Source organism: Streptomyces sp. NPDC058001, from assembly GCF_042886315.1.
Taxonomy (GTDB): domain Bacteria; phylum Actinomycetota; class Actinomycetes; order Streptomycetales; family Streptomycetaceae; genus Streptomyces.
The window spans coordinates 664,148-689,850 of the sequence record NZ_JBHVQT010000002.1; the positions used below are offsets into that span (position 1 = coordinate 664,148).

Sequence of the window (25,703 nt, forward strand, 5' to 3'; positions counted from 1 at the left end):
CTCCCGTGGCACTGGCATTGCTGGCATGGCACCTGGCTTTGCCGGCATGACACTGGGGTCGGATTCCGCGATCCGGTAAAGTCTTTCCGAAACGAAGACGTACGCGATACGTGGGCGCGAGTCGCGGCGGATCACCGGACCACGGATCACCGGATCACAGGAGGAATGCGCAGCCATGGCCATCCAGCAGTCCGAAGTGCTCTACACCGCCGTCGCCACCGCCGAGAACGGCCGTGACGGCCATGTCGCCACGGACGACGGCAAGATCGACGTCGTCGTGAACCCGCCGAAGGAGATGGGCGGCAGCGGCGTCGGTACGAATCCGGAGCAGCTGTTCGCCGCCGGGTACAGCGCCTGCTTCCAGGGCGCACTCGGAGTCGTCGCCCGCCGGGCGGGGGCGGACATCTCCGGCTCGACCGTGACCGCGAAGGTGGGGATCGGGAAGAACGACGACGGTTTCGGCATCATCGTGGAGATCTCGGCCACCCTCCCCCACCTGGAGGAACCGGCCGCCAAGGCGCTCCTGGAGCAGGCCCACCAGGTATGCCCGTACTCGAAGGCGACGCGCGGCAACATCACGGTGACCCTGAAGGTGTCCTGAACCAACTCCCGCGACGGGGCATCCCGGTGGTGCCGGACCCGCGGACCCCCTGGTGGGCCGACGGGTTCGGCACCACGCCCTCGCCGGATAAGGTGACCGTATGCGCGATCTCGTGGTGGGGTTCAAGTACCTGGCAAAAGGCCAGCGTTGGGTCGCCGGACACGGCAGGAGCTTCGGGTTCGGGCTCATCCCCGGCCTGATCACCCTGGTCCTGTACAGCGCGGCGCTGATCTCACTGGCCCTGTGGGGCGCCGACTTCGTGAGCTGGGCGACCCCGTTCGCCGACGACTGGTCGTCCCCCTGGGGCGGCCTGTTCCGCGGGTTCCTGACGGCGGTCCTCTTCGCCCTCTCCCTGCTCCTCGCGGTGATCACCTTCACCGCCGTCACCCTCCTCATCGGCCAGCCCTTCTACGAGAGCCTCTCCGAGCAGGTCGACCGTGACGTGTCCCCGGACGGCACCGCGCCCGAGTCCGGGCTTCCGCTCTGGCGTGACCTGTGGATCTCGGGCCGCGACAGCCTCCGTATCGTCGTCCGCGCCGTCCTCTGGGGCATCCTGCTCTTCGCGCTCGGCTTCATCCCGGTGCTCGGCCAGACGGTCGTCCCGGCCATCGGCTTCCTCGTCACCGGTTTCTTTCTCACCGAGGAACTCACCGCCGTCGCCCTGCAACGCCGCTCCGTCGAACTCCGCGCCCGCCTCGCCCTGTTGCGCGCCCGCAAGTCCCTGGCCTGGGGCTTCGGTACCCCGCTCGCGCTGGCGTTCCTGGTCCCGTTCGTCGCGGTGTTCCTGATGCCGGGCGCGGTCGCGGGCGCCACCCTGATGGCCCGCGACCTCGTCGGCGAGGACACGGCGGACGACGACACCGATGACGCCGATGACAGCGATGACGCAGACGGCCGAGGGAACGGTCAGGACGGCGCGCGAGACCCCGCCGGCCCCGCGAACCCGCCGTCAGGAACCCGTACCCGCTGACATCCCCGCATCAGCCGCCGCGGTGAGAATCGCCCGTACCTGAGCGATGATGTCGAGCCGATTCCGTACGAACCCGGGATCGGTGACCGTCCCCGTGGCCGGATCCGTGTTGCCCGCGCCGAACTCCAGGACCGGTGTGTGCAGATGCCCGCCCGGCAGCCGGTCCGTCAGACCGAGCCGGTCCCGCAGCAGCGTCGCGCGGTAGGCGATCTCGTTCGACAGATAGTCACCGCCGCCGCCGGCCCGTGCCGTCGACCCCTCGGTCGGACCGTCCGGACGTACGACCGCTGTGCTGCCGCCCGCCGGGATCTCCGTCACCGACGTGTTGTCGTACACCGGGAACGGCCCGGTCGCCGCCGCCACCATCCGCGCGTACGGCAGCGTGGTCGTCGTCCACTGAGGCTGCGTCGCCGGGTCGGTGACCGGCACGGTCTCGCGGCGCGACACGGTCTCGTTGTCCGGGAAGCCGCCGCGCCAGGCCCCGTTGGTCCGCTCCACGTCGAACCGGCCGACCCGCCCCTGACTGATCGTCGTGAACAGATCGACCTTCCCGAGATACGGCCGCAGCGTGCGCTCGACCTCCCCGTCGGCGAAGTCCTGCCAGCGCACCGGGAACACGGCCGTCTCGATCCGCGCCGGACCGTGCGCCGTACGGATCACGGTGCCGTCGAGCGCGAGCGCCGAAGCCCCCGACGGATTGCTGATCCGTACATCCCGGTCCAGCGTGAACGGGTCGAACCCGGTCACCAGAATCCGCTTGATCCCCTTGCTCTGCGACTTGCCCTGCGGGAACCGGATCGCGTCCTGACCGCGCGACGCCGTCTCCAGGGTGTCGAGCAACCGCTCACGGCGTGCGTCGGACAGCCCGAACTCCGGCTCCCACTGGCGCAGTTCGCGGCTCATCGCGAGCCGGGCCCAGTACAGCGGACGGTCGTCGTCCCGGCTCAGATCACCGCCGGCGGGACCGCGCCCCTGCGCCCGGTCGACCGCCCGCTCCCACAGCCGGGCCCCCTGCCGCTGGACGACCCGCTCAGCACCCGCGTACGAACGCGCCGTCCCGAGCGCCCCTACGAACGACGGTGCCACGGAGTCGAATCCGCTGCGCCGAAGAATCTCCTGGGGCGCGGCCCGGTCGAGTCGTGCCTCCTCGACGGTCCCGATTCCGGTTCCGGTCCCGGTCGCCGATGCGGAAGCGGTGGGTGCCGCGGACGCCACCGGGACACCGGCGAGTCCGACGAGCAGGGCCGCACCGGTGACGGCGAGCAGCGCGCGTACCGGAGTCGAAGAGGTCGCGCGGAGCGGGGCCGAAGATGTCACGTGGGTCCTCCGGTGCGTGGGGGGTGACCGCAGTATCGCGGGACGCGTGGGACCACCGCCAGACCGCGTCGGGCCGTACGGGCGGCCACGGACAGTACGGTCAGTGGTCGCTGTCGCCGTCGCTGTCGCCCAGCAGCGTGAGGAACGCCCGGAACGCCGCCGGCATGTCCACCGTCTCCGGATCGAGCAGCCACTGGTACTGGAGCCCGTCCATCACCGCGACCAGCAGCGGCGCCGCCTGTTCCGGCGTCAGGCCGCTCGGCAGCCGCTCCCCGTACTCCGCGCGCAGCATCCGCGCCATGTTCGCGCGCACCGCGACATACCTGCGGGTGAAGAACTCGCGGGCCGGGTGGTCCTCCGTGACGCTCTCGCCGAGCAGCGCCGAGAAGGTCTGCACGATGCCCGGCCGCATCGCGTTGTACTCGGTGAGCGTGGCGAGCAGATCGAGCCGCCACGCCGAGTCGGGCACGGAGTCCCACTGGTCGCGCTCTTCCAGGACCGAGACGAGCAGCGCCTCCTTGGTGGGGAAGTAGTGCAGCAGCCCCTGTTGGGTGAGCCCCACCCGCTCGGCGACCGCCCCCAGCGTCGTGCCCCGGTATCCGCGCTCGGCGATCACTTCGAGGGTCGCCCGCAGAATCTCCGCGCGTCGCGCCTCACTTCTGGCCCTGGCCGCCATGTCCCGCACCCCTTTCGCCTCTGAGGACCGTACGGCATCCTTTAATCACGGAAGCGTAACGAAAACTACCGATCTACAGGTAACCGATGCAGGATGAGGACGACGAAAGCCCGCATGGACCCGTACTCGGACTCTTACTCGGACCCGTACTCGGACCCGTACTCAATGAGGAGGTACCGCGATGGCGGTGGAGGTCACCCCGCAGGGCACTCAGGGGACTCAGGGCGCTCAGGCCGGCGACGACGGCACCGGTGACCAGGCCCGCGCGGCCGTCGTCGAGGCGGCGCTCGCCGCGCTGGACCTGGACGCCAAGACCCGACTGCTCGCCGGGCGGAACATGTGGTCCCTGCCCGCGCTCCCCGAGATCGGCCTCGCCTCGCTGGTGATGTCGGACGGCCCGATCGGCGTTCGCGGGATCCGCTGGACCGCCGACGACCCGTCCATCGCGCTGCCGTCACCGACCGCGCTCGCCGCCGCATGGGACCCCGACCTGGCCCGGCGAGCCGGAGTCCTCCTCGCGCAGGAGGCCCGCCGCAAAGGCGTTCACGTCCTGCTCGCGCCCACCGTCAATCTGCACCGCTCCCCGCTCGGCGGCCGGCACTTCGAGGCGTACAGCGAAGACCCGTATCTCACCGGCGCCATCGGGTCCGGCTATGTGCGGGGCGTCCAGTCCGGCGGCGTCGGCACCACCGTGAAGCACTTCGTCGCGAACGACGCCGAGACCGAACGCTTCACCGTGAACAACCTCGTCCCGGCCCGCGCCCTACGGGAGTTGTACCTTGCCCCCTTCGAGGCCATCGTCGCCGGCGCCCACCCCTGGGGCGTCATGACCGCCTACAACACGGTCAACGGCACGACCATGACCGAGCACCGCCACCTCGTCCAGGGCGTGTTGCGCGACGAATGGGGCTTCGACGGCTTCAACGTCTCCGACTGGATGGCCGCCCGCTCCACCACCGGCGCGATCGAGGGCGGCCTCGACGTGGCCATGCCCGGCCCCCTGACCGTGTACGGCGACCTCCTCGCCGACGCCGTACGGGACGGCAGGGTCGCCGAGGCCACCGTGGACGACGCGGTCCGCCGGGTCCTGCTGCTCGCCGCCCGCGTCGGCATCCTCGAAGGCGCCGCCCCTGTCGTCCCGGAGCCGCCCGCGACCGTCGACGGCGAGGCGCTGGCCCGCGAAATCGCCCGCCGCTCCTTCGTCCTGGTACGCAATGAGCCGGTACGCGACGGTTCTCCGGGCCAGGAGCCGGTACGCAATGAGCCGGTACGCGACGGGCGCCGTATCCTCCCGCTGGACCCCGCGCGCCCCGGACGCGTCGCCCTCATCGGCGCGGCGGCCCGCGACGCCCGGGTGCTCGGCGGCGGCTCCGCGACCGTCTTCCCGGCCCGCGTGGTCTCACCGCTCGACGGCCTCACCGCCGCGTTCCCGGACGGCGCCCTCAGCTATGCCGTCGGCGCCGACCCGAGCGACGAACTCGCCCCCGCCGACCAGGGGTTCACCCTGCGTGCCCTGTGCCGCGACGCGTCCGGCACCCTCACCGGGGAACGCTCCCTGCCGAACGGACACCTCCAGTGGCTCGGCGACGACCTGCCGGACGGCGTCCCGTACGAGACCCTGCACAGCATCGAGATCAAGGGCACCTTCACGCCGCGCGAGAGCGGTGAGCACGCGTTCGGAACCCGTGGCCTCGGCGCCTTCACGCTCACCGTCGGCGACCGGGTCCTGTTCGACGGCTTTCAGGACCTGGGCGACGAGTCCGACCCGTTCGAGGCGTTCTTCGGGTCCCCGTCCGAGCGGGGCAAAGTCGCGCTCACGGCGGGCGAGCCCGTCGAGGTGTCCCTGCGCTGCACCCTCGACCAGCGGTTCACCCCGCCGCTGCCCGGCGTGGTCTTCGCGCTCGTACACCTCGGCCCGCGCCGCGACCCCGAAGCGCTCATCGCCGAGGCGGTCGAGGCGGCGCGCGCGGCGGACACCGCGGTCGTGGTCGTCGCCACCACCGAACGCGTCGAGTCCGAGGGCTTCGACCGCGCCGACCTCGCGCTCCCCGGCCACCAGGACGAATTGGTCCGGGCCGTCGCCGCCGCCAACCCGAACACCGTCGTGGTCGTCAACTCCGGCTCCCCGGTGGAGCTTCCGTGGCGCGACGAGGTCGCCGCGGTGCTGCTCGGCTGGTTCCCCGGGCAGGAGGGCGGCGCGGCCCTCGCGGACGTCCTGCTCGGCACGGCGGAACCGGGCGGACGCCTCCCCACCACCTGGGGCGCCCTGGCCGATGCCCCGGTCACCGACGTGACCCCGACGGACGGCGAACTCTCCTACTCCGAGGGCGTGTTCATCGGCTACCCGGCCTGGGAGAAGTCCGGCGCGACACCGTCGTACGCCTTCGGCCACGGGCTCGGCTACACCGACTGGACCTATGAGTCGCTCACCGTCGACGGCGACGCGGGCCCCGACGAGGTCACCGTCACGGTCCGGGTCCGCAACTCCGGGGACCGGCCGGGCCGCGAGGTCGTCCAGGTCTACGCGGCGCCCGAGGTGCCGGACATCCCGGACCCCCGGGACCCCGGTTCCGGCGCGGTCCTGGAGCGGCCCGCTCGCCGTCTCGCCGGATTCGCGGGCGTCGAGGCGGCCCCGGGCGAGACCGCCGAAGCCGTGATCCGACTGCCGCGCCGCGCCTTCGAGTTCTGGGACGAGGGTGCGGGCGGGGGCGCGAACGAGGACGCGGGCGCCTGGGCCCTGGCCGCGGGGAGTTACGCCGTCGAGGCGGGCCGCTCGGTCGCGGACCGCAGGCTCACGGCGACGGTGAAGATCTGAACCGGGCGGGGTGCGTCACGGGTTCCGCCCCGGTGACGCACCCCGCGCGGTCCTGCGTGGTTCAGCCGGTCGCGAAGCCGTACACCGTCTCCGACCGGTACACCCCGCCCGGCCGCAGCTCCGTCGTCGGGAACTCCGGGTGGTGCGGCGAGTCCGGGAAGTGCTGGGTCTCCAGGGCGATTCCGTCCCCCGGCCCGAACGGGTTCCCGTCGAAGTGATCGCCGGTGTAGAGCTGCAACCCGGGCTCGGTCGTCGCCACCGTCACCGCCCGCCCCGACGCCGGATCCCGCAGCTCGGCGACCGGCTCGGGTACGGACGTCACCCCCTTGTCCAGGACGAAGTTGTGGTCGTACCCGGCACCGGTCTTCCGCGGCTCCCGGAAGTCGAACCGGGTCCCTTCCACCGACGCGAGCACCCCGGTCGGGATCTTGTCCACGTCGGTGGGCGTCATCCGCGCCGCCGCGATCCGCAGCTCATGCCCGGTCGCGGGCCCCGAACCCACCCCGGCCGGATTCCAATACGAGTGCTGGGTGAGGTTCACGACAGTCGGCGCGTCGGTCACCGCCTCGTACGCGATCCGCAGCGCCCCGCCATCCCCGAGCGTGTACGTCACCGACACGTCCAGCCGGCCGGGAAAGCCCTCCTCACCGTGCGGGCTCACCCGGGACAACCGCACCCCGTGCGCCACCGGCTCCGCCTCCCACACCCGCCGGTCGAAGCCGCGCTCACCGCCGTGCACGCTGTTGTGGCCGTCATTGCGGGCCAGCGCGTAGATCAGGTCGTCCAGGGGGAAACGGCCGCCCGCGATCCGGTTCGCGTACCGCCCCACCAACGAGCCCACGTACGCCCCCGCGGGTGACAGATATCCGTCGAGCGTGCCGAACCCGAGCGCCACGCCCACCCGCCCGCCGTCGGCCGTCGGCAGTTCCACCGACTGCACCGTCCCGCCGTACGTCAGCACCCGCACCCGTACCCCGCCGCGCTCCAGCGTCCAGCGGTGCACGTCCGTGCCGTCGGGAAGCGTCCCGAAGAGTTCACTGGTCATGATCCCGAGCCTACGGTCTCGTATGGCAACGGTGTCAGGCGGTTGCGGTTGCGGTGCCGGTCGGCTACGGCCTCAGGCGACCGGTGCCTTCTTCGCGGTCACCGTCCGGTACGCGATGTCCGCGAGGCGCGACTGCCCGTCCTTGCTCGGGTGGAACCAGTCCCAGTGGCTCAACTGATCGCCCCCGAAGCGGTAGTCGAAGACCGCCCCGCCGTCGTACCGGCATCGCCGGTCCTTCGCACACACGTCCTTGAGCACCTTGTTGTACGCCACCACCCGGTCGTGCACCTTGTCCCGGCGGGCCGTCGCCTTGGCGTCCAGGGCGTCCGCGTCGCCCAGCATCGAGGGACAGATCCCCAGCTTCCACACCTGCTTGCCCAGCGGATTGGTGCGCCCCTCGGACCAGAGCCGTTTGAGGTCCGGCACGCTCGACACGTACACCTGCGACTTCGGCGAGACCTTCCGCAGCCCGCGCATCGCCGTCTCGAAGTCCTCCTGGAACTCGGAGACCGGTGTCATCGCGCGCGCCGACGCCCGGCACGCGTCGTTCGCGCCGGCCATCACCGTCACCAGACCGGGCCGGTGCTCCGCCGCCTGCTGCATCTGGCCGGGCAGGTCCGCCATCCGGGCGCCGGTCACCGCGTAGTTCCAACTGCGCTGGGCCGCCCCCGACTTCCCGAGCAGCCGCACCGCCAGACTCCGTACCGAGTCGTCGCTGCCCGTCGCCCACGACACCTCGGGGCAGTCCGACAGGACCGTGCACGCGTCGAAACCCCGGGTGATCGAGTCGCCGACCGCCGCGACCGATGTGGGGCTGCGGTCCCAGGCCGGTGCGGGCTTCGCGGTCGCCGAACGTTTTGTGCCGTCCGGGTCGGAGGAGTTGCCACCGAACGCGTCGCACGCGCTGAGCCCCGCGACACCGAGCACCACAGCCGTCACCGTGGCCACAGCGGTATCTGAGCGGCGACTGCCGTTCCGCATACCGGCTCCCCTCTGTCGTAGTGCACGACGTCCTGACGGCGCCCAGGGTTGAGTCGCGCCGAACACTGGTGCCCGGGAAGGCCGCCCCGGCACCCCCGACCGGGTGCCGCAGGGCGTCCCCGAGAGTGAAAGCTCGGTGTTTCCGGGCCTCGGGACCGACGGTACGTCACACTCCTTGCGCCGCCGCACGGTAGCCTCGGCCCTGTGGCGCCCGTCACTGCCGGCACGGCAGCGACAGGGCCTCCGGCCGACCCGGTGTCACCTCGCTGATTCGGTTCCGCTAAATTACATCACGTCACATCTGTCCCATTTACTTTGGTTTATTTGACTTGTTTGGTTTCTTTGGTTCTTGAGGAATGGCTCGGCACGGGCGCGGGGCCGCCGACAGCGGCGCACCTCGTCCCACACTGGAGGTCCCGGTGACGACGACACGTGGGGTTCTGTACGTGCACTCCGCACCGCGCGCGCTGTGCCCGCACGTCGAGTGGGCAGTCGCGGGCGTGCTCGGTACGCGCGTGAACCTCGACTGGATCAGACAGCCCGCGGCGCCGGGCACCTGGAGATCCGAGTTCTCCTGGAAGGGCGAGGCAGGCACCGCGTCCAAGCTGGCCTCCGCGCTGCGCGGTTGGCAGATGCTGCGCTTCGAGGTCACCGCGGAACCGTGCGCCACGGCCGAGGGCGAGCGCTACAGCGCCACCCCCGACCTGGGCATCTTCCACGCCGTCACCGGCATCCACGGGGACATCCTGATCCCCGAGGACCGGCTGCGCGCCGCGCTCGCCCGCTCGCAGCGTGGCGAGACCGACCTGGAGGCCGAACTCGCCAAGCTCCTCGGCAAGCCCTGGGACGACGAACTGGAGCCCTTCCGGTACGCGGGCGAGGGCGCGCCGGTGCGGTGGCTGCATCAGGTGGTCTGACGAGTCCGCTGATGGGGCCTTCCGGCAGGGCCTTCTGATGGGGCGTCGGTCAATACGGAGGCGGGCCCTCACCTTGCGGTGAGGGCCCTTATGTATGCCCTGATATATGCCGGGGCATGTGCCGTGGCGTGTCTCATACCGTGCGGAAGGCGAGCACCACATTGTGGCCGCCGAAGCCGAACGAGTCGTTCAGCGCGGAGATCCGGCCCTCGGGCAGCACCCGGGGCTCACCGCGGACGACATCCGCGTTGACCTCGGGGTCGAGGGTCTCGATGTTGATCGTCGGCGGGGCGATGCGGTGGTACAGCGCGAGCACCGACGCCACGGTCTCGACACCGCCGGCGCCGCCGAGCAGATGGCCCGTCATCGACTTCGTACCGGAGATGGCCATGTGGTCGACGTCGTCGCCGAACACCTTGCGCAGCGCCTTGACCTCGGCGACGTCACCCTGCGGGGTCGAGGTCGCGTGCGCGTTCACATGCACGACCTCGGCGGGCTTCAGGTCGGTGGCGTCCAGCAGGTTCTGCAGGGCGTGCGCGATGCCGTTGCCGGACGGCTCCGGCTGCGTGATGTGGTGGCTGTCCGCGGAGATGCCCTGGCCGACCGCTTCCGCGTAGACACGGGCGCCACGGGCCTTGGCGTGCTCCTCCGACTCCAGGATGACCACGCCCGCGCCCTCACCGAGCACGAAGCCGTTGCGGCCCACGTCGTAGGGGCGCGAGGCGCCCTGCGGGTCGTCGTTGCTCTTGGACATCGCCATCATGTTGCCGAACGCGGCGATCGGCAGCGGATGGATCGCCGCCTCCGTACCGCCCGCGATCACGATGTCCGCACGGCCCGTACGGATCATCTCGATGGCGTAGCCGATGGCCTCCGCGCCCGACGCGCACGCCGAGACGGGGGTGTGCACTCCGGCGCGGGCACCCAGCTCGATGCCGACGTTGGCCGCCGGGGAGTTGGGCATCAGCATCGGCACGGTGTGCGGCGACACCCGCCGGACGCCCTTCTCCTTCAGTACGTCGTACTGGTCGAGCAGGGTCGTCACGCCACCGATGCCGGAGGCGATGACCGCGCCCAGACGGTCGGGATTGACGCTGGTGTCCTCGCCGGCCTTGGCGGTGAAACCGGCGTCCTGCCACGCTTCCTTGGCCGCGATCAGCGCGAACTGCGCCGACCGGTCCAACTTGCGGGCCTGCGGGCGCGGAATGGTCTCACCCGGTTCGACGGCGACCCGGGCGGCGATACGGACCGGCAGGTCCGCCGCCCACTCCTCTTCGAGCAGCCGGACCCCGGACCGGCCCGCGAGCAGGCCCTCCCAGGTCGAGGCTGCGTCGCCACCCAGCGGTGTGGTTGCGCCGATACCGGTGACGACCACGGTGCGATTGGTCGAGCTCACAGGAATTCTTTCTCCACGGTTACGGGGGATTGAGCGGCGCCACCGCCAGGTGGCGGCAGGCTTCAGACCCGAGGATCAGGACTGGTGCTTGAGGATGTAGTCGGTCGCGTCGCCGACCGTCTTGAGGTTCTTGACGTCGTCGTCCGGGATCTTGACGTCGAAGCGCTCTTCGGCGGCGACGACGACCTCGACCATGGACAGCGAGTCCACGTCCAGGTCATCCGTGAAGGACTTGTCCAGCTGGACGTCCTCGGTGGGGATCCCGGCGATCTCGTTCACGATCTCGGCGAGACCTTCGACGATCTCTTCCTGAGTGGCGGCCATGTCGGCGCTCCTTCGTATGTTTCCAGAGGGTGTGGCGGACTCCGTACGGACCGGATGATCCGGACGGGATGCCTAGGGGAGGGTAACGACCGTGGCGGCGTACACGAGACCCGCCCCGAAACCGATGACGAGCGCGGTGTCGCCGCTCTTCGCCTCTCCGGTCGCCAGAAGCCGCTCCATCGCGAGCGGAATCGAGGCGGCCGAGGTGTTGCCGGTGGTCTCCACGTCACGGGCGACCGTCACATGCTCCGGCAGTTTCAGTGTCTTCACCATCGAGTCGATGATCCGCATGTTTGCCTGGTGCGGAATGAAGACGTCCAGGTCGTCCGCGGTGATTCCGGCCGCGTCCAGCGCCTGCTGGGCGACCTTCGCCATCTCGAACACGGCCCAGCGGAACACCGCCTGGCCCTCCTGCGTGATCGCAGGGAACTTGTCGACGGTGCCGTCGCGATAGTCCGTCCACGGAACGGTCTGCTTGATCGTCTCCGACTTGTCGCCCTCGGAGCCCCACACCGTCGGGCCGATCGCCGGCTCCTTCGCGGGGCCGACGACGACCGCGCCCGCGCCGTCGCCGAACAGAAAGGCCGTCGCCCGGTCCTCAAGGTCCGTCAGATCGCTCAGCCGCTCCACACCGATGACGAGCACGTACTCCGCGCTGCCCTCGACGATCATGCCCTTCGCCAGCGTCAGCCCGTAACCGAAGCCCGCGCAGCCCGCCGAGATGTCGAACGCCGCCGCCTTCGCGGTACCGATCTTGTCCGCGATCTCGGTCGCCACCGCCGGGGTCTGCTTGAAGTGCGACACGGTCGACACGACGACCGCGCCGATCTGCTCCGGCGTGATACCCGCGTCCGCGATGGCCTTGCCCGACGCCTCCACGGACATCGCCGTGACCGTCTCCTGGTCGTTGGCCCAGTGGCGGGTCGCGATACCGGACCGGGAACGGATCCACTCGTCGGACGAGTCGATCGTCTCCAGGATCACCTCGTTCGGTACGACCCGGGTCGGCCGATAGCCGCCTACACCGAGGATGCGCGCGTACGGCGCACCCTTGCTGGGCTTGATCTTCGACATGCTCTCGGGCTCCTTCTCAGGCCGTCTGCCCGGCGTGCCCGGCGTACTCCGTAAGGAGCGCGCGAGCGGCGTCGAGGTCGTCGGGGGTCTTCAGCGCGAGCGTCGGTACGCCGGGCAGGGCGCGCTTGGCGAGACCGGTCAGGGTCCCACCTGGGCACACCTCGACGAGCGCCGTCACGCCGAGCGCCTTGAAGGTTTCCATGCACAGGTCCCAGCGGACGGGATTGGCGACCTGTCCGACCAGTCGCGCCAGCACCTCGGCGCCGGTGTCGACCGTCCGGCCGTCCTTGTTCGACACATACGTGATCGCCGGGTCCACCGGGGCCAGCTTCCTGGCCGCGTCGGCGAGGGTGTCCACGGCCGGAGCCATGTGCCGGGTGTGGAACGCTCCGGCCACCTTCAGCGGCACCACCCGGCGCACGCCCTCCGGCTTGTCGGCCGCCAGCGCGGCGAGTTCGTCGACCGTTCCCGCGGCCACGATCTGGCCCGCGCCGTTCACGTTCGCGGGCGTCAGGCCCAGCTTCTCCAGATGCGGCACGACCGTCTCGGGGTCGCCGCCGAGCAGAGCCGCCATCCCGGTCTCGGTGACGGCCGCGGCCTCGGCCATCGCCAGGCCCCGGGTGCGCACCAGTTGGAGCGCGGCGGGCGCGTCGAGGACACCGGCGAAGGTGGCGGCGCTGATCTCACCGACGCTGTGACCGGCAACGGCGCCGATACCGAGGGCGGCCAGACGGGCGGCCGGGCGGTCGGACGGGGTGCCGGGGTCGGACGGGGTGTCGGTGCCCGGTGCGGATTCCGCGAGCGCGATGGCGGACAGGATTCCGGCCGCGACAAGGAGCGGCTGCGCCACGGCGGTGTCACGGATCTCGTCCGCGTCGGCGCGCGTGCCGTAGTGGGCGAGGTCGAGTCCCATGGCGTCCGACCAGGCGGCGATCCGGTCGGCCGCGCCGGGGAGATCGAGCCAGGGAGTCAGGAAGCCGGGCGTCTGGGCGCCTTGGCCAGGAGCGACGAGTACGAGCACACTCACACTCTCTCTTGTGGACGGCACGGGCCGCCCGTGGGGACAGGGACGAAGAACAGCGGGGGGAATTGTAGAGCCCCAACAAAACGCTAGCTCTGGGAGTCCCCGTCGGCCAAGCGCCCCAGAATCAGCGCGATCCGCAGCGTGAACGCCGACCTTACGTCAGAGGGTGACCACCCGGTGACGTCTGTCACACGTCGGAGCCGGTAGCGCACGGTGTTCGGGTGCACGAACAGCATCCGCGCGGCGCCTTCGAGACTGCTCGCCTGTTCGAGATACACGCTGAGCGTCTCCAGCAGAGCCGACCCCGCCTCTTCCAGCGGTCTGTAGATCTCCTCCACCAACTGCTCGCGCGCCGACGGGTCCGACGCGATCGCGCGCTCCGGCAGGAGATCGTCCGCGAGTACCGGCCTCGGCGCGTCCTGCCACGCCCCGCACGCCTTCAGCCCCGCTGCCGCCGCCTGCGCGGACCGGGTCGCGGCGAGCAGGTCGGGCACGATCGGACCGGCCACCACGGGCCCCGCCGCATACGGTCCGATCAGCGATTTCGCGACCTGGAGCGGATTGTCACTGCCACCGGCGATGACGACGAGCCGGTCCCCGAGCACCCCGGTCAGCACCTGGAGCTTCGCGTGCCGGGCCGCCCGGCGGATCGCCTCCACGGTCAACTCGCTGTCACCGTCGGGCGCCGTGCCCAGCACCACGCACACATGCTCGGGCGAGTTCCAGCCCAGCGCCGCCGCCCTGCTTACCGCGCCCTCGTCGGCCTCCCCGGACAGCACCGCGTTCACGACCAGCGATTCCAGTCGGGCGTCCCACGCGCCACGCGCCTCGGCCGCCTGCGCGTATACCTGCGCCGTCGCGAAGGCGATCTCCCGCGCGTACACCAGCAGCGCCTCGCGCAGCACCGACTCGTCGCCCGGCGCCGCGACCTCCTCGATCGCGGACTCCATCACCTCGATCGTGGTCCGCACCATCTCCACGGTCTGCCGCAGCGTGATCGCCCTGGTCAGCTCACGCGGCGCGGTACCGAACACATCCGTGGAGATCGCCTGCGGCGCGTCCGGATGCCGGAACCACTCGGTGAATGCCGCGATCCCGGCCTGCGCCACCAGCCCGATCCACGAACGGTTCTCCGGGGGCATCGCCCGGTACCACGGCAGGGTCTCGTCCATCCGCTGGATGGCCTGCGCGGCGAGACTGCCGGACGACTTCTCCAGCCGCTTCAGGGTCGCGGCGTGCGCGTGGATGTCGCGGGCTGAGGGCTCGGTCTTGCCGACTTCGGGTTCGGGCACGGGACAAGACTGCCTTATCGGGACGGGCATGCGTATCGGCGGGTCCACCGTGCTGGCCACGCGCGTCCCCTCCGGCCGCCTCGCCGGGCTACCGTGGACGCCGTGATGGATGTACGGCGCGCCGCCGAGCGCTACCCGGGGGGCGACCCGGCGGTCGGGATCGAATCCCTGCACGCCTTCTCCTTCGGGCCCCACTACGACCCCGACAACCTCCGCTTCGGCGCGGTCATCGCCTGCAACGAGGAGCGGCTCCCGCCCGGCGTCGGCTTCGACGAACACCCGCACAGCCACACCGAGATCGTCACCTGGGTGGTCGAGGGCGAACTCACCCACCGCGACTCCACGGGCCACACCTCCGTCGTCCGCCCCGGCGACGTCCAGCGCCTCAGCTCCGGCGGCGGCGTCCGCCACATCGAACGCAACGAGGGCCCCGACCCGCTGGTCTTCGTCCAGATGTGGCTGGCCCCCCGCGAACCCGGCGGCGAACCGTTCTACGAGGTCGTCCACGGCATCGCCGACTCCACGCCCTACGCCCTCCCCGAGGCCACCGCGATGCTCCACGTCCGGCGCCTGATCCCCGGCGAACGCACCGCCGTACCGGACGCCGCCTTTGTGTACGCGCATGTCGTGCGGGGGGAGGTCGACATACGGGGTGCCGAGGGTGACGGGACAGAGGGGACAGAGGGGGGCGACGGAGGTGCCGGGGCCAAGGCGAGCAAGGGGGTCGCCGGGGGCAAGGGGGGCAAGGAGGGCGACGGGGGTGCCGGTCCGGTGACGGTGAGCCTCCGTCCCGGTGACGCCGTGCGGATCAGTGACGCGAAGGGGCTGGAGGCCGTGGCACGGACTCCCGCGGAACTGCTGCTCTGGGAGATGGGCCCCCGCTGACCGTCACCGTCACCACCTCCGCCGTCGCCCCGTCAGCTCACAGCTCGGCGAGGACCGCGTCCGTGAACGGCGGCCACACCTCGGCCGCCCACGGCCCGAACACCCGGTCGGTGAGCGCGACACACGCGGCCCCCGTACCTCGCCCGTCCGCCCACCGGGCCTCCGGGTCGATCCACAGGAACGTTCCCGCCTGACCGAAGTGCCCGAACGTCCTCGGCGACGACGAACTCCCTGTCCAGTGCGGCGACTTCGAGTCCCTGATCTCGAACCCGAGCCCCCAGTCGTTCGGATTCTGATGCCCGTACCCCGGCAGCACCCCCTTCGTACCCGGGTACTGCACCGTCATCGCCTCCGCCACTGTCCGCGGGTCCAGGAGCCGCGGTGCCTGCACCTCGGTGGCGAACTTCACCAGGTCGTCCACCGTGGACACCCCGTCCCGCGCCGGCGACCCGGCCCCCTCCAGCGCCGTGCCGCTCATCCCGAGCGGTTCGAGCACCGCCTGCCGCAGATACTCGCCGAACGGGATGTCCGTCGCCTTCGCCACATGGTCACCCAGCATCTCGAAACCGGCGTTCGAGTACAGCCGACGCGTGCCGGGCGGCGAGGTCACCCTGTGCTCGTCGTACGCCAGCCCGCTGGTGTGCGCCAGCAGATGCCGCACGGTCGAGCCCTCGGGTCCGGCCGGCTCGTCCAGCTCGATCGCGCCCTCCTCGTACGCCACCAGTGCCGCGTACGCCGCCAACGGCTTCGTCACCGAGGCCAGTTCGAAACGGTGCGAGGTGGGTCCCCGTGTTCCGGCGACGGTTCCGTCCGCACGGACGATGGCTGCCGCGGCGGTCGGCACGGGCCAGTTCTCGATCAACGCCAGGCTCTGCATACCGACGAGCCTAACGTCCACCCGCCGCCCGGATTCCGGGGCCCGGACCGGGTGGGTCGAGGGCCGGGATCCGGTCGGCGGGTGGACGTCGCCGAGTTGTCAGCCGGACTCGAACGGTCGGATCGTGAGCCGCATCGCCGGTGCCGGTGTCCGCGCGAACCCCAGCGACGCGTACAACGGCTCCCCTTCCTCGGACGCGTGCAGATCGATCTTGCCCACGCCCCGCTCCCGGAACCACGCCAGCAACGCCGTCATGCACGCCCGCGAATACCCCCGCCGTCGCATCCCCGGATCCGTCGCCACATTGAACACATGTCCGGTCAGACCCCGGAGATTGCCCGGCCCGGCGAGCCGCCGCTCGACCGTGCCCGTGACACACGCCGCCAGCGCGCCCTCCCGGTCGGGATGATCGACGACGAACACCCCGAGGTCCCCGTCCGGCTCGGCCAGTCGCGCCCTCAGATCCTCCGCCGCGAACGCCTGCCACTCGACATCGTCGCTCGGCGTCATCGAGTCCAGCATCACCTTCCGCAGCCGTACCAACTCGTCCGCGTCCCGCGATGTCGCCCGGCGTACCACAGTCATGATCCGCACGCTATCGAGCCGCCGTAGGCCCGTCGCCTCGATTTCCTTCCTGGTTGCGCTTGCTTGGAGTGCACTCCAGGGTTCTAGCGTTGAGGTCATGACGGTGATGGAGACGGCGACACAGACCAAGGCCGCACCGGCGGGGACCGGGACCGGCCCCGGGACGCGACCGAGGCCCGGACAGAACCAGCCCGCGCAGAATGTCTGCGCCGCGGGACCGGCCCCGCACCCCCGCCCCCAAGGGCAGGACCACTACACGATCAGCGAGGCCGTCGCCTTCACGGGCCTGACCGCGCACACCCTGCGTTGGTACGAGCGGATCGGGCTGATGCCCCACATCGACCGCTCGCACACCGGTCAGCGCCGTTACACCAACCGCGACCTCGACTGGCTCGACTTTGTCGGCAAGCTGCGCCTCACCGGCATGCCGGTCGCCGACATGGTTCGCTACGCCGAACTCGTCCGTGCCGGAGAAGGCACCTTCGCCGAACGCCGCGACCTCCTCGAAGCCACCCGCCGCGATGTCCTGGGCCGTATCGCCGAGCTTCAGGACACCCTCGCCGTCCTCGACCACAAGATCACGTTCTACGCCGACAGCTCCACCGAGAGGACCCGCACCTGATGAGCCGCATCACCACCGTCCAACTCGGCACGGACGGCCCCGAGGTCGGCGTCCAAGGGCTCGGCTGCATGGGCATGAGCTGGGCTTACGGACCCACCGACACCGACGAGGCCCGCGCCACCCTGGACCACGCCCTCGATCTCGGCATCACCCTCTACGACACCGCGGACGCCTACGGTGCCGGCGAGAACGAACGCTTTCTCTCTTCATTTGTCAAGGTGCACCGCGACGAGATCGTCCTCGCCACGAAGTTCGCCCTCGCCACCGACCCGGCCGACCCGACCCGGCGGATCATCAACAACGACCCGGACTACATCCGGTCCTCCATCGACGGCAGCCTCCAGCGTCTCGGCGTCGACACCATCGACCTCTACTACATGCACCGCCGCGCCCTCGACGTCCCGATCGAGGAGACCGTCGGCGTCATGTCCGAACTGGTCCGGGCCGGCAAGGTCAAGCACCTCGGCCTCAGCGAGGTCACCGGCTCCGAACTGCGCGCCGCGCACGCCGTGCACCCCATCGCCGCCGTCCAGTCCGAGTGGTCCCTGTTCAGCCGGGACATCGAACAGGGCGTCGTGCCCGCCGCCGCCGACCTCGGTGTCGCCCTCGTCGCCTACTCGCCCCTCGGCCGAGGCTTTCTCACCGGCTCGTTCGTCAGCGCCGACAAGGAACTCGCCGCCGACGACTTCCGCCGTCAACAGCCCCGCTTCACCGGCGACAACGCCGCCGCCAACGCCTCCCTCCTGGAGCCCGTCCGAGCCGTCGCCGCCGCCCATGACGCGACCCTCGGCCAGATCGCCCTCGCCTGGGTCCAGCAGCAGTCCCGGATCCACGGACTGCCCGTCGTCCCCATCCCCGGCACCCGCAAGCGCACCCGCGTCGAGGAGAACGCCGCCGCCACCGGCATCGTCCTCACCGACGACGAACTGGCCCGGTTGAACCGAATCGCCGACCAGGTCAAGGGCGACCGGTACACCGACATGCGGTTCACCTCGGCCGGCCGGGAGTAGACCCGCCACCCTGGACCCGGCCGGCCACGCCGGGCCAAGGGACCGGTCACGCCAGACCCAGGGCGAAGACCGCGAACCCCGCCGCCAGCAGCCCCGCCAGCGCCCGCACGGCCCCGGTCGCCCTGGTCCACGGCGACTCGAACCCCCTGGCCCACCGGCCTATGACGACCAGCACCAAGGCGAACACCGGCAGCCAGGCGAGTCGCGCCGCTATCCAGCCGAGGCTGTCCGGCGCCCCCACCAGTCCGGGGACCGAACCGGCCAGGGACGCCGGGACCGCCGCCGTGAGCATCGCCGTCTGATGCCAGCACAGGATCGTCATCGCAGACAGGTTGATCACCACGACCGGGGCCCACAGGGCGGGTCGGCGCAGCAACCGGCCCAAACGGTCCCGCAGCAGGATCGCCGCGCCGCACTGCACTGCGGCCAGGGCCAGCACGAGCAGGGACGGCGGATGCGAGTTGGTCCGCACCTCACCCGGGACGCCGACCATCGACGCCGGGTAGTGAAAGACCAGCAGCAGCGCCGCGAACAGGGCCGCCCCTCCGGCGAGAAGTACTGCGGCGCCCCGCCGTCCCAGCTTCCGCTCCGACCAGCACACCCCGAGCTGATAGGCGAACATCCATCCGGGCAGCACATTCAGCAGGCTCAGCCAGGACGGCATGGCGTCGCCCGACGGGCCGTACCGCAGCAGGTCGACCACGGCCACGGACCCGAGGAGCGGTGCCGCCGCCCATGCCCCCAGCCGTTCCGCCGCACGGAGGCACACCGGGGTGAGTGCCGTGATCACCGTGTAGACGCCCACGAACCACAACGGCTGTATCACCAGTGTCGAGCCGGTTCGCAGGGTCGTGCCGGGCACTCCCGCCGCGTACAGCACGGGTATCAGCGCGGCCCATACCGCCGTCACCCCCAGCACCGGCCGCCCCAGCCGGGCCACCCGCCCGCGCAGCCAACTCCCCGTCGATTCACCGCGATTCCTCGATCGGCGGTAGGACAGCGCGGAGGCATAGCCGCCGACCAGGAAGAAGACACCGAGCATTTGGAGGATCCAGCTGACCGGCGCGAGGAAGCCGAAGGCCGACAGCGGGCTCGCGTTGTGCAGGGCACCCTCCGGGCCGAGAGTGAAGCCGCCGAGCAGCCAGTGTCCGGTCGGCACGGCCAGCAGGGCGAGTGCTCGCAGGCCGTCTATTGCACGGTCCCGGTGGGCGGGCGTCCTGGCGTTGATGGTGTCCGCGGCGGACGACGCCTTGCGAAGGCCGCGTCGCAGGGCGCCGGTGGCCGTCATGACAGCACCCCCTCGCGGACCCCGGTACCGGCGCTGTGCCGCACGGCGGAGCCTGTCGCTATGTCGGCGAAGGTCCGCAGTGAGTCCGTGCCCGGCGCGAAGTACCCCGAGTGACCTCTGGCGTTCTTCGCCGGGACCAGGCGGGCACCGAACTCCGGGGTCGTCGGATCGGCGCCGTGACCGAGTCCGAACAACTCGACGTTCGGCACCTTGCTGATCCAGTCGCTGTCGTCCTTCGCCGCCCAGACCCGCGCGGCCGTGTGCAGATCGGCGACCGTGTCCGCACGCATGCCCGGCGACGCGAGGACGACCAGGTCGGACGCGGGCATCCGCGAGGCCGCGCGACCGCAGACCACCGATCCGTAGCTGTGACAGAACACCGAGGGCTTCGGTGCGCCTGCCGCCGTCAGGCCCGACACGAATCCGGCAAGGCGTGGCGCGCCGGCCTCCGCCAGCCGCCCCGTGGCCGCGTCGGGCCCGATGCCGACCGGGGTGGTGTACCCGACCCAGGCCACCACGGCGGTGCCGGGTCCGGCCGCCTGCCGCAGCGAGCGCGCCATGCCGACCGGTGTGCCGTACCCCTTGTCGGCCCGGTCGAAGGAGCCGAGGTCGATGTCGGAGCCGGGGACGACGACCGAGACGTGCTCCGCCTCGGCCAAGTCCCCGAAGACCTCGGCGATCTGGCCGCGTCCGCGAGGGTCGAAGGCGAGGATCTGCCGTGCCGGCATCAGGAGTTCGTTGTACCGGCTGATCAGGGACCGGGCCAGCTCATGGTCCTGCGAGGTGAGTTCCGGGTCTTTCAGGCGGGCCCGCTCCTCGTCGCGTGCGGCGGCCAGCGCCAGCGCGTTCGCCTCGTACCGCACGGCGATCGGCGCTCCGTCCAGATTGCCGACGACGCTGGGGTGGCGCCTGACCAGCTCCCGCAGTTCGGCATCGCTCAACGCGGCGAAGAAGGCGGCCACTTGGGTGGGCCGCGCGGTCGCGGGATCCGGCAGGGCGGTACCGAGCGTGTGATCGGCCCGCCAGGATCCGGTGCCGGGCGGTGGGCCCGTGATCGGAATCTGCTCCGTCCCCGCCGCCCAACCCGCCGTACCCGTCACGACCGTCGTGGTGAGTGCCGCCGCGACGAGTGTCCGCCGCCCCCGTCCCATGGACCCGCTCGACATCGCGGTCCTTGAGCTTCCGTACTTTTCCCGTGAGTTGAGACGCATGGTCCTGATCCCCTCCGTCCGATGGCCCGACGAAGGGAAAGGTAGGGAGAAAACGCCTGGTCACACGTCACACTGCGGTGCCAACTCGCAGGTGATACCGAGGTATTCGGTGTTGATACCGCAGTAGGGGGTAGGGACCCCGAGGCCCTACTGGTCGCCGGGTGTGACCAGTCCGGATTCGTACGCGAAGATCACGGCCTGGGCGCGGTCGCGCAGGCCCAGTTTGGACAGCACCCGGCCGATGTGGGTCTTGACCGTCTGCTCGGCCAGTACGAGCCGGTCCGCGATCTCCTGGTTGGACAGCCCTCGGGCGATCAGTTCCAGTACCTCGGTCTCACGCGGCGTCAGTCCGTTGAGATCGAGTGCGCGATTCCTGCGCAAAGCCGGCTTCTGCCGTGCGAACTGCGCGATCAGCCGCTTCGTCACCGAGGGGGCGAGCAGCGCGTCACCGCCGGCCACCACTCTCACCGCGGCGATCAGATCCGTGGGCGGCGCGTCCTTCAGCAGGAACCCGGACGCGCCGGCCCGCAGCGCCTCGTACACATAGTCGTCCGCGTCGAAGGTGGTGAGCATCAGTACCTTGGGCCGGTGGACGACGCCGGGTGGCGGATCCAGCAGTGCGCGGGCCGCGGCCAGGCCGTCCATCTCCGGCATCCGGACATCCATGAGGACGACATCGGGATGCGTGCTGCGGCTGACGTCGATGCCCTCCTTGCCGTTCGGTGCCTCGCCCACGACGTCGATGTCGCTCTGCGCGGCGAGCAGCGCGGCGAAGCCCGCCCTGACCATGGCCTGGTCGTCGACGATGATCACGCGGATGGTCATGCGGGACGGGACTCCTTCGGAAAGAGCGGGAGTGGTGAACAGGGCGCTTCAGGTCTCCCGGCCGTCGGGCGGGGCGGCGCCGCCGGGTTCGACGACGGGCAGCCGGGCCGCGACCCGGAAGCCCCCGTCGGGCAGCGGCCCGACGTCGAGCGTGCCGCCGATCAACCGTACGCGCTCGGCCATACCGACCAGCCCGTGTCCCGTACCGCCGCTCTCCAGCGGGGCGGCCCGTCGAGGCGCGGGGGCGTTCACGACGATGATCATCACATGCTCGCAGTCCGTCGAGACCAGCAGCTCCGTGCGGGCGCCGGGCGCGTGCCGTACGACATTCGCCAGGGCCTCCTGCACGATGCGGTAGGCGGACAGATCGACGGCGGGGGAGACCTTCGCCAACTCCTTGACGAGGGCGATCTCCGGGACCGACATCTCGACCGGTACCCCGGCGCGCACGGTCGCATCGGCCAACTGCCTCAGCCGGTCCAGCCCGGGTTGCGGCGCCCGCTCACCGTGGGCGTCCTCACTGCGCAGCACCGACAGCAGGCGCCGCATCTCACCCAGCGACTCCCGCGCACCCGCCGCTATGGACTCGAACTCCCTGACCACCGCGGGGGAAAGCCCCTGCAAGCGGTACGGCGCGGAGTCCGCCTGCACGGAGATCACCGACATGTGGTGCGCCACCATGTCGTGCAACTCGCGTGCGATACGGGCCCGTTCCTCCAGAAGCGTGCGCTGGGAACGCTCCGCCTCACTGATGGTCTCCTGCTCGACCAGCTTGCGCCGAGCCTCCCCGCGCTCACGCAGCAGAGTCCCCAGCAGCAGCACGGCACCGCTGAGCACGATCAGCAGGAGACTCGTGTCCTGGGTGCCCGGTGCCGTGAACGCGGCGAGGATCAGACCGGCGACCGCCGTGACCAGCCAGACCCCGATCAGGGTGCGGCGTCTCTCACGCAGGGAAAGCGTCAGGCACAGAACCACGTACCCCAGGATGATCGGCGGCGCCCAGGGTGCCGGACGGGGTTCGCCCGTGTTCACGACGACGACGGCGCCCAGCACATCGGCGATGATCACGATCCACCACGCGGGCAGCGGACGGCTCACGGCCAGCAGCAGCGGAGCGGCCTGAGCGACAGCGAACGCACCGGCGAGGGAACCGTCGATGCCGTAGTCGTTGGTCAGCACGAGGGTGGTGGTGGGGATCAGCGCGGCCACGAAGCCCAGTGCGACCAGATAGGGCAGCGACCGCATCCAGCGCCGCGGTGCGCCGGACATCAGTGCCCCGGTCGACCCGGACGGCGTGGTCAGCACCTCGCCGGCCAGCAGCAGCCAGCCCCGCACGACGACTCCGGCGCGCTGCCGGACGGCCGGGCGCGGCGGGTCGTGCGACGGACGGCTTTCGTGGCCCCGCGGTTCCGGGGGAGTGGATGTGGTGCTCATGGCCCGATCAGCGTAGGCAACGAGTCCCCGCTCCCGCGTCATACCGAGGAGCCGGAACCCATGTCATACCGGGGTATGACCCCGTACCAGCCGACCCCGTACCAGCCGACCGCCTACCGGATCGCGAGGCGCGCCCCCTCTCCCGCCCAGCACCCGGTCGGATCACAGCTCCGCGAGCAGTTCCGCCTTCTTCGACGTGAACTCCGCGTCCGTGACGAGACCGGCCTGATGCAGTTCACCCAGGTGACGTATGCGTTCCGCGATGTCCGCCGGATCACGGCGCGCCGGGTGCGGTGTCCGTTCTGCCGGGAGCGCGGTCACCGCACCCGGCCCGGCGGCCGGCCCCGACGACCGCACCGCGGCGAGGACCGACGCGGCGAACGGCAGGGACTCGTGGACCGGGCCGTAGCCGAGGCCGAACACGACCGCCGCCGGATCCTGGTCCGCCTGCGCGGGCTGAAGGACCTGCGCGGCGGCGCCGCTACGGCGCAGCAGCCGCAGATGTCCCTCGAACAGTTCGGGGGAGCGCCACTCGACGCCGCTGAGATCCGAGACCGGGAACGTCTGGTCGCCGGCCTTCCACTTCGCCGAGGAGGCGCCCGTCCAGAACCACCGGTAGGACACCGACTTACCGTCGAAGGTCGCCTTCCCGTCGTACGCCTTGAAGTGCAGTGGAGCCTCCGGAGCGGCCACGAGATACCGGTCGGCAGGGGCGTCGCCGTCCCCTGCGACCAGGGGCCGGAGTTCGTCGGCGTAGTACTCCGCCAACGTCTCGCGCTCGGCCGGCAGCACCAGCCGGTACGGATCGCACCCGTCCTTGAGCTGACCGTCGGCCGCGTCCATGAGCGGATCCGCGCCGGGCCTCGGCACGGCGTGCAGCACAACGGTCCCGCGTTTCCCGGGAGTCAGAGTCACCGCCGCGACCGCCTCGTGGGGGATCCGGCGCTCACCGAGCGCCTGGAACAGCTTGGGCGTACGGATCCCCCGTTCGAAGCGGATGAGCACGGAGTCCGACTCGAACTCCCAGGCGGCTTGAAATCCGGCCAGTACGTCACCCATGCGGCTCATCGTATGCGGCACGCGTGCCTCCGTCCCCTCCTGCGGCAGGCCGCACTTCCTGCGCTTCTACGCGCGTCAGGCCGCCATGCCGCCGGACAAACCACTCCGGCAGCCGTCATCCCCACTGGCACATCGCACCCCGAGGTAGGAACCGATCCCGATTTCGGCGAAGTTGGTCAGACTTTCCGTTCCCGGCTCGAAATAGCCCGCGTGACCCTTCGCCCCGCGCGCGGAGACCACACGTGCGCCGAACGCCGACGACACCGGATCCGCGCCGTGCCCGATCCCGCCGACCTCCAGATGCGGCACGTCCTCGATCCAGTCGTCGGCGTCACGCGTCGCCCAGATCCGTGCCCCGGTGCGCAGTTGGGACACCGAGTCGGCCCGCATACCGGGACTGCCCGCCACCGCGATGTCGCTGACCCGCTTCGGCACCTGGTGCGCGGCGACCCCGCACAGGACGGAACCGTAGCTGTGGCAGTACAGCGCGACGCGGGATGTGCCCGGCAGCGCCCGCAACAGGGCGTTCAGCCGCACCGCGCCGTCCTGAGCGCGTATCGCGGTCGCCGCCTCCACACCGAGGCCGCTGGGTGCCGTGTAGTCGGCCCACGCGATCACGGCCACCCGCGCGCGTGTGCTCGCGGAACGCTCGGCGTCGTACAGCGCGCGTGCCATCCCCAGCGGCGCCGAGTACTTGCGGAAGGTGCGCTGGAACGTCAACAGGTCCGTGTCGATGCCCGGTACGACGACGGACACGTGCTGCGCGCGGTCGAGGTCACCCAGGACCTCGGCGACGCGCCCGCTGCCCGTCGGATCGAAGGCGAGGACGTGCCGTTCGGGCCGCATCAGGGCCTCGAACCGATGCATGCGTCTGCCCGCGTCGTGCTGCCCGGACGGCGAGAGTCTGCTGTCGTGCATGCGCCGCAGCTCCACCTTGCGCGCGGTGGCGAGCGCGATGCGGTTCGCCTGGTAGCGGAGCTTCACCGGAGCGCCGTTCATGTTGCCGACCGCGAGCGGGTAGCGCGTGGCGAGACGGGTGCGCTGGTCCGGCGTGAGCGAGCCGAAGAAGTGCGCGAGGCGGGCCGGGGACGCGCTCGGGTCGGGGAGGGGGTGGCCGTTGATGTGCCCCCGTTCCCAGGCGGCGAGAGCGGTGCGCAGCGGGGAACTGGTGCCGCGCTGGTTGTGCAGTGCCGTCCAGCCGGTGGTCGCCAGCATCACGAACACGACAGCCAGCGCCAGCAGGGCGCGCCAGACGTTGAGTGGGGGAGTCGAGTCGAAGGAAGTCACTGCGGGACACCCTAGGAGAAGCGCGCACCCGTCCGTGCGACGGGTGACACGGATCACGTTTCCAGCGAGGTAATTGCATCAAAGCGGGCGTACCCGGTCAGGTCTCGTCACACTCCGTCGACCATTCTGGCGCACCGCCCGTGGTGGCGCCGCCCGGGGCGCGCCGGGGAAACCGCACCCCCCGCGAG

The 25,703-nt window shown here is 70.9% G+C and carries 24 protein-coding genes; 7 read left to right on the forward strand and 17 right to left on the reverse strand.

Going from position 1 to position 25,703, the window contains the following annotated elements:
• Positions 1-175 precede the first annotated feature (175 nt).
• Positions 176-601: an organic hydroperoxide resistance protein gene (locus ACFVT5_RS06370; protein WP_389881960.1), complete on the forward strand. Its 426-nt coding sequence runs from the start codon at positions 176-178 to the stop codon at positions 599-601.
• A gap of 100 nt (positions 602-701) precedes the next feature.
• Positions 702-1,571: an EI24 domain-containing protein gene (locus tag ACFVT5_RS06375; protein ID WP_389881961.1), complete on the forward strand. Its 870-nt coding sequence runs from the start codon at positions 702-704 to the stop codon at positions 1,569-1,571.
• Here ACFVT5_RS06375 and ACFVT5_RS06380 read toward each other — a convergent pair.
• Both ACFVT5_RS06380 and ACFVT5_RS06385 read right to left on the reverse strand, forming a co-directional pair.
• Entirely contained in the window at positions 1,551-2,786 is a 1,236-nt protein-coding gene (locus ACFVT5_RS06380; RefSeq protein WP_389882130.1) for a pyroglutamyl peptidase, read from the reverse strand. The two genes, ACFVT5_RS06375 and ACFVT5_RS06380, sit on opposite strands and share 21 nt — an antisense overlap.
• 202 nt (positions 2,787-2,988) lie before the next feature.
• Positions 2,989-3,564: a TetR/AcrR family transcriptional regulator gene (locus ACFVT5_RS06385; RefSeq protein ID WP_389881962.1), complete on the reverse strand. Its 576-nt coding sequence runs from the start codon at positions 3,562-3,564 to the stop codon at positions 2,989-2,991.
• Positions 3,565-3,745: 181 nt separating this feature from the next.
• Between ACFVT5_RS06385 and ACFVT5_RS06390 the strand changes: the two genes are divergently transcribed.
• Positions 3,746-6,379, forward strand: coding sequence for a glycoside hydrolase family 3 protein (locus tag ACFVT5_RS06390; protein ID WP_389881963.1), 2,634 nt, complete (start codon positions 3,746-3,748; stop codon positions 6,377-6,379).
• Between the two features lie 61 nt (positions 6,380-6,440).
• Here ACFVT5_RS06390 and ACFVT5_RS06395 read toward each other — a convergent pair whose 3' ends face one another.
• Positions 6,441-7,424, reverse strand: coding sequence for an aldose epimerase family protein (locus ACFVT5_RS06395; protein ID WP_389881964.1), 984 nt, complete (start codon positions 7,422-7,424; stop codon positions 6,441-6,443).
• Positions 7,425-7,496: 72 nt separating this feature from the next.
• Positions 7,497-8,405, reverse strand: a complete 909-nt coding sequence (locus ACFVT5_RS06400; protein WP_389881966.1) for an SGNH/GDSL hydrolase family protein — start codon at positions 8,403-8,405, stop codon at positions 7,497-7,499.
• Positions 8,406-8,824: 419 nt separating this feature from the next.
• Between ACFVT5_RS06400 and ACFVT5_RS06405 the strand changes: the two genes are divergently transcribed.
• A complete protein-coding gene (locus ACFVT5_RS06405; protein WP_389881968.1) occupies positions 8,825-9,322 on the forward strand; it encodes a DUF3145 domain-containing protein in 498 nt (165 codons plus the stop codon).
• Between the two features lie 133 nt (positions 9,323-9,455).
• Here ACFVT5_RS06405 and fabF read toward each other — a convergent pair whose 3' ends face one another.
• From fabF to fasR, 5 genes are all read right to left on the reverse strand, one after another.
• Positions 9,456-10,718 (reverse strand): beta-ketoacyl-ACP synthase II, encoded by a 1,263-nt coding sequence (gene fabF, locus ACFVT5_RS06410; RefSeq protein WP_389881970.1) that lies wholly within the window; start codon positions 10,716-10,718, stop codon positions 9,456-9,458.
• 75 nt (positions 10,719-10,793) lie between these two features.
• Positions 10,794-11,042: an acyl carrier protein gene (locus tag ACFVT5_RS06415; RefSeq protein WP_389881972.1), complete on the reverse strand. Its 249-nt coding sequence runs from the start codon at positions 11,040-11,042 to the stop codon at positions 10,794-10,796.
• Between the two features lie 72 nt (positions 11,043-11,114).
• A complete protein-coding gene (locus tag ACFVT5_RS06420; RefSeq protein WP_389881974.1) occupies positions 11,115-12,116 on the reverse strand; it encodes a ketoacyl-ACP synthase III in 1,002 nt (333 codons plus the stop codon).
• Between the two features lie 16 nt (positions 12,117-12,132).
• A complete protein-coding gene (locus ACFVT5_RS06425) occupies positions 12,133-13,137 on the reverse strand; it encodes an ACP S-malonyltransferase (protein ID WP_389882132.1) in 1,005 nt (334 codons plus the stop codon).
• 89 nt (positions 13,138-13,226) lie between these two features.
• Positions 13,227-14,432 carry a fatty acid biosynthesis transcriptional regulator FasR gene (gene fasR, locus ACFVT5_RS06430; protein WP_389881976.1) on the reverse strand — a complete coding sequence of 402 codons (1,206 nt, stop codon included), beginning with the start codon at positions 14,430-14,432 and terminating at the stop codon, positions 13,227-13,229.
• 105 nt (positions 14,433-14,537) lie between these two features.
• Here fasR and ACFVT5_RS06435 point away from each other — a divergent pair, with 105 nt between their 5' ends.
• Positions 14,538-15,317 carry a pirin family protein gene (locus ACFVT5_RS06435; protein ID WP_389882134.1) on the forward strand — a complete coding sequence of 260 codons (780 nt, stop codon included), beginning with the start codon at positions 14,538-14,540 and terminating at the stop codon, positions 15,315-15,317.
• 37 nt (positions 15,318-15,354) lie between these two features.
• Here ACFVT5_RS06435 and ACFVT5_RS06440 read toward each other — a convergent pair whose 3' ends face one another.
• Together ACFVT5_RS06440 and ACFVT5_RS06445 are read right to left on the reverse strand one after the other, a co-directional pair.
• Positions 15,355-16,194 carry a serine hydrolase domain-containing protein gene (locus tag ACFVT5_RS06440; protein ID WP_389881978.1) on the reverse strand — a complete coding sequence of 280 codons (840 nt, stop codon included), beginning with the start codon at positions 16,192-16,194 and terminating at the stop codon, positions 15,355-15,357.
• A gap of 99 nt (positions 16,195-16,293) precedes the next feature.
• Positions 16,294-16,779 carry a GNAT family N-acetyltransferase gene (locus ACFVT5_RS06445; protein ID WP_389881980.1) on the reverse strand — a complete coding sequence of 162 codons (486 nt, stop codon included), beginning with the start codon at positions 16,777-16,779 and terminating at the stop codon, positions 16,294-16,296.
• Positions 16,780-16,876: 97 nt separating this feature from the next.
• On the opposite strand from ACFVT5_RS06445, the gene ACFVT5_RS06450 reads away from it, so the two are divergent.
• Positions 16,877-17,401 carry a MerR family transcriptional regulator gene (locus ACFVT5_RS06450; RefSeq protein ID WP_389881982.1) on the forward strand — a complete coding sequence of 175 codons (525 nt, stop codon included), beginning with the start codon at positions 16,877-16,879 and terminating at the stop codon, positions 17,399-17,401.
• On the forward strand, positions 17,401-18,411 hold the full coding sequence (locus ACFVT5_RS06455) for an aldo/keto reductase (RefSeq protein WP_389881984.1): 1,011 nt from the start codon (positions 17,401-17,403) through the stop codon (positions 18,409-18,411). The genes ACFVT5_RS06450 and ACFVT5_RS06455 overlap by 1 nt, the downstream gene beginning before the upstream one ends.
• Positions 18,412-18,457: 46 nt before the next feature.
• On the opposite strand, the gene ACFVT5_RS06460 is transcribed toward ACFVT5_RS06455, so the two are convergent.
• The 6 genes from ACFVT5_RS06460 to ACFVT5_RS06485 form a co-directional block, all read right to left on the reverse strand.
• The gene (locus ACFVT5_RS06460) at positions 18,458-19,699 is read right to left on the reverse strand and encodes an acyltransferase (RefSeq protein ID WP_389881986.1); all 1,242 of its coding nucleotides are present in this window, start codon (positions 19,697-19,699) and stop codon (positions 18,458-18,460) included.
• Positions 19,696-20,850, reverse strand: coding sequence for an alpha/beta hydrolase (locus ACFVT5_RS06465; protein ID WP_389882136.1), 1,155 nt, complete (start codon positions 20,848-20,850; stop codon positions 19,696-19,698). Before ACFVT5_RS06465 ends, ACFVT5_RS06460 begins: the two co-directional genes overlap by 4 nt.
• Positions 20,851-21,057: 207 nt before the next feature.
• Complete coding sequence (locus ACFVT5_RS06470) at positions 21,058-21,735, reverse strand: response regulator (RefSeq protein WP_389881988.1); 678 nt, start codon at positions 21,733-21,735, stop codon at positions 21,058-21,060.
• Positions 21,736-21,783: 48 nt separating this feature from the next.
• Entirely contained in the window at positions 21,784-23,169 is a 1,386-nt protein-coding gene (locus tag ACFVT5_RS06475; RefSeq protein ID WP_389881990.1) for a sensor histidine kinase, read from the reverse strand.
• A gap of 162 nt (positions 23,170-23,331) precedes the next feature.
• On the reverse strand, positions 23,332-24,228 hold the full coding sequence (locus ACFVT5_RS06480; RefSeq protein WP_389881992.1) for a DUF4429 domain-containing protein: 897 nt from the start codon (positions 24,226-24,228) through the stop codon (positions 23,332-23,334).
• 75 nt (positions 24,229-24,303) lie between these two features.
• A complete protein-coding gene (locus ACFVT5_RS06485) occupies positions 24,304-25,515 on the reverse strand; it encodes an alpha/beta hydrolase (protein WP_389881994.1) in 1,212 nt (403 codons plus the stop codon).
• Positions 25,516-25,703 lie beyond the last annotated feature (188 nt).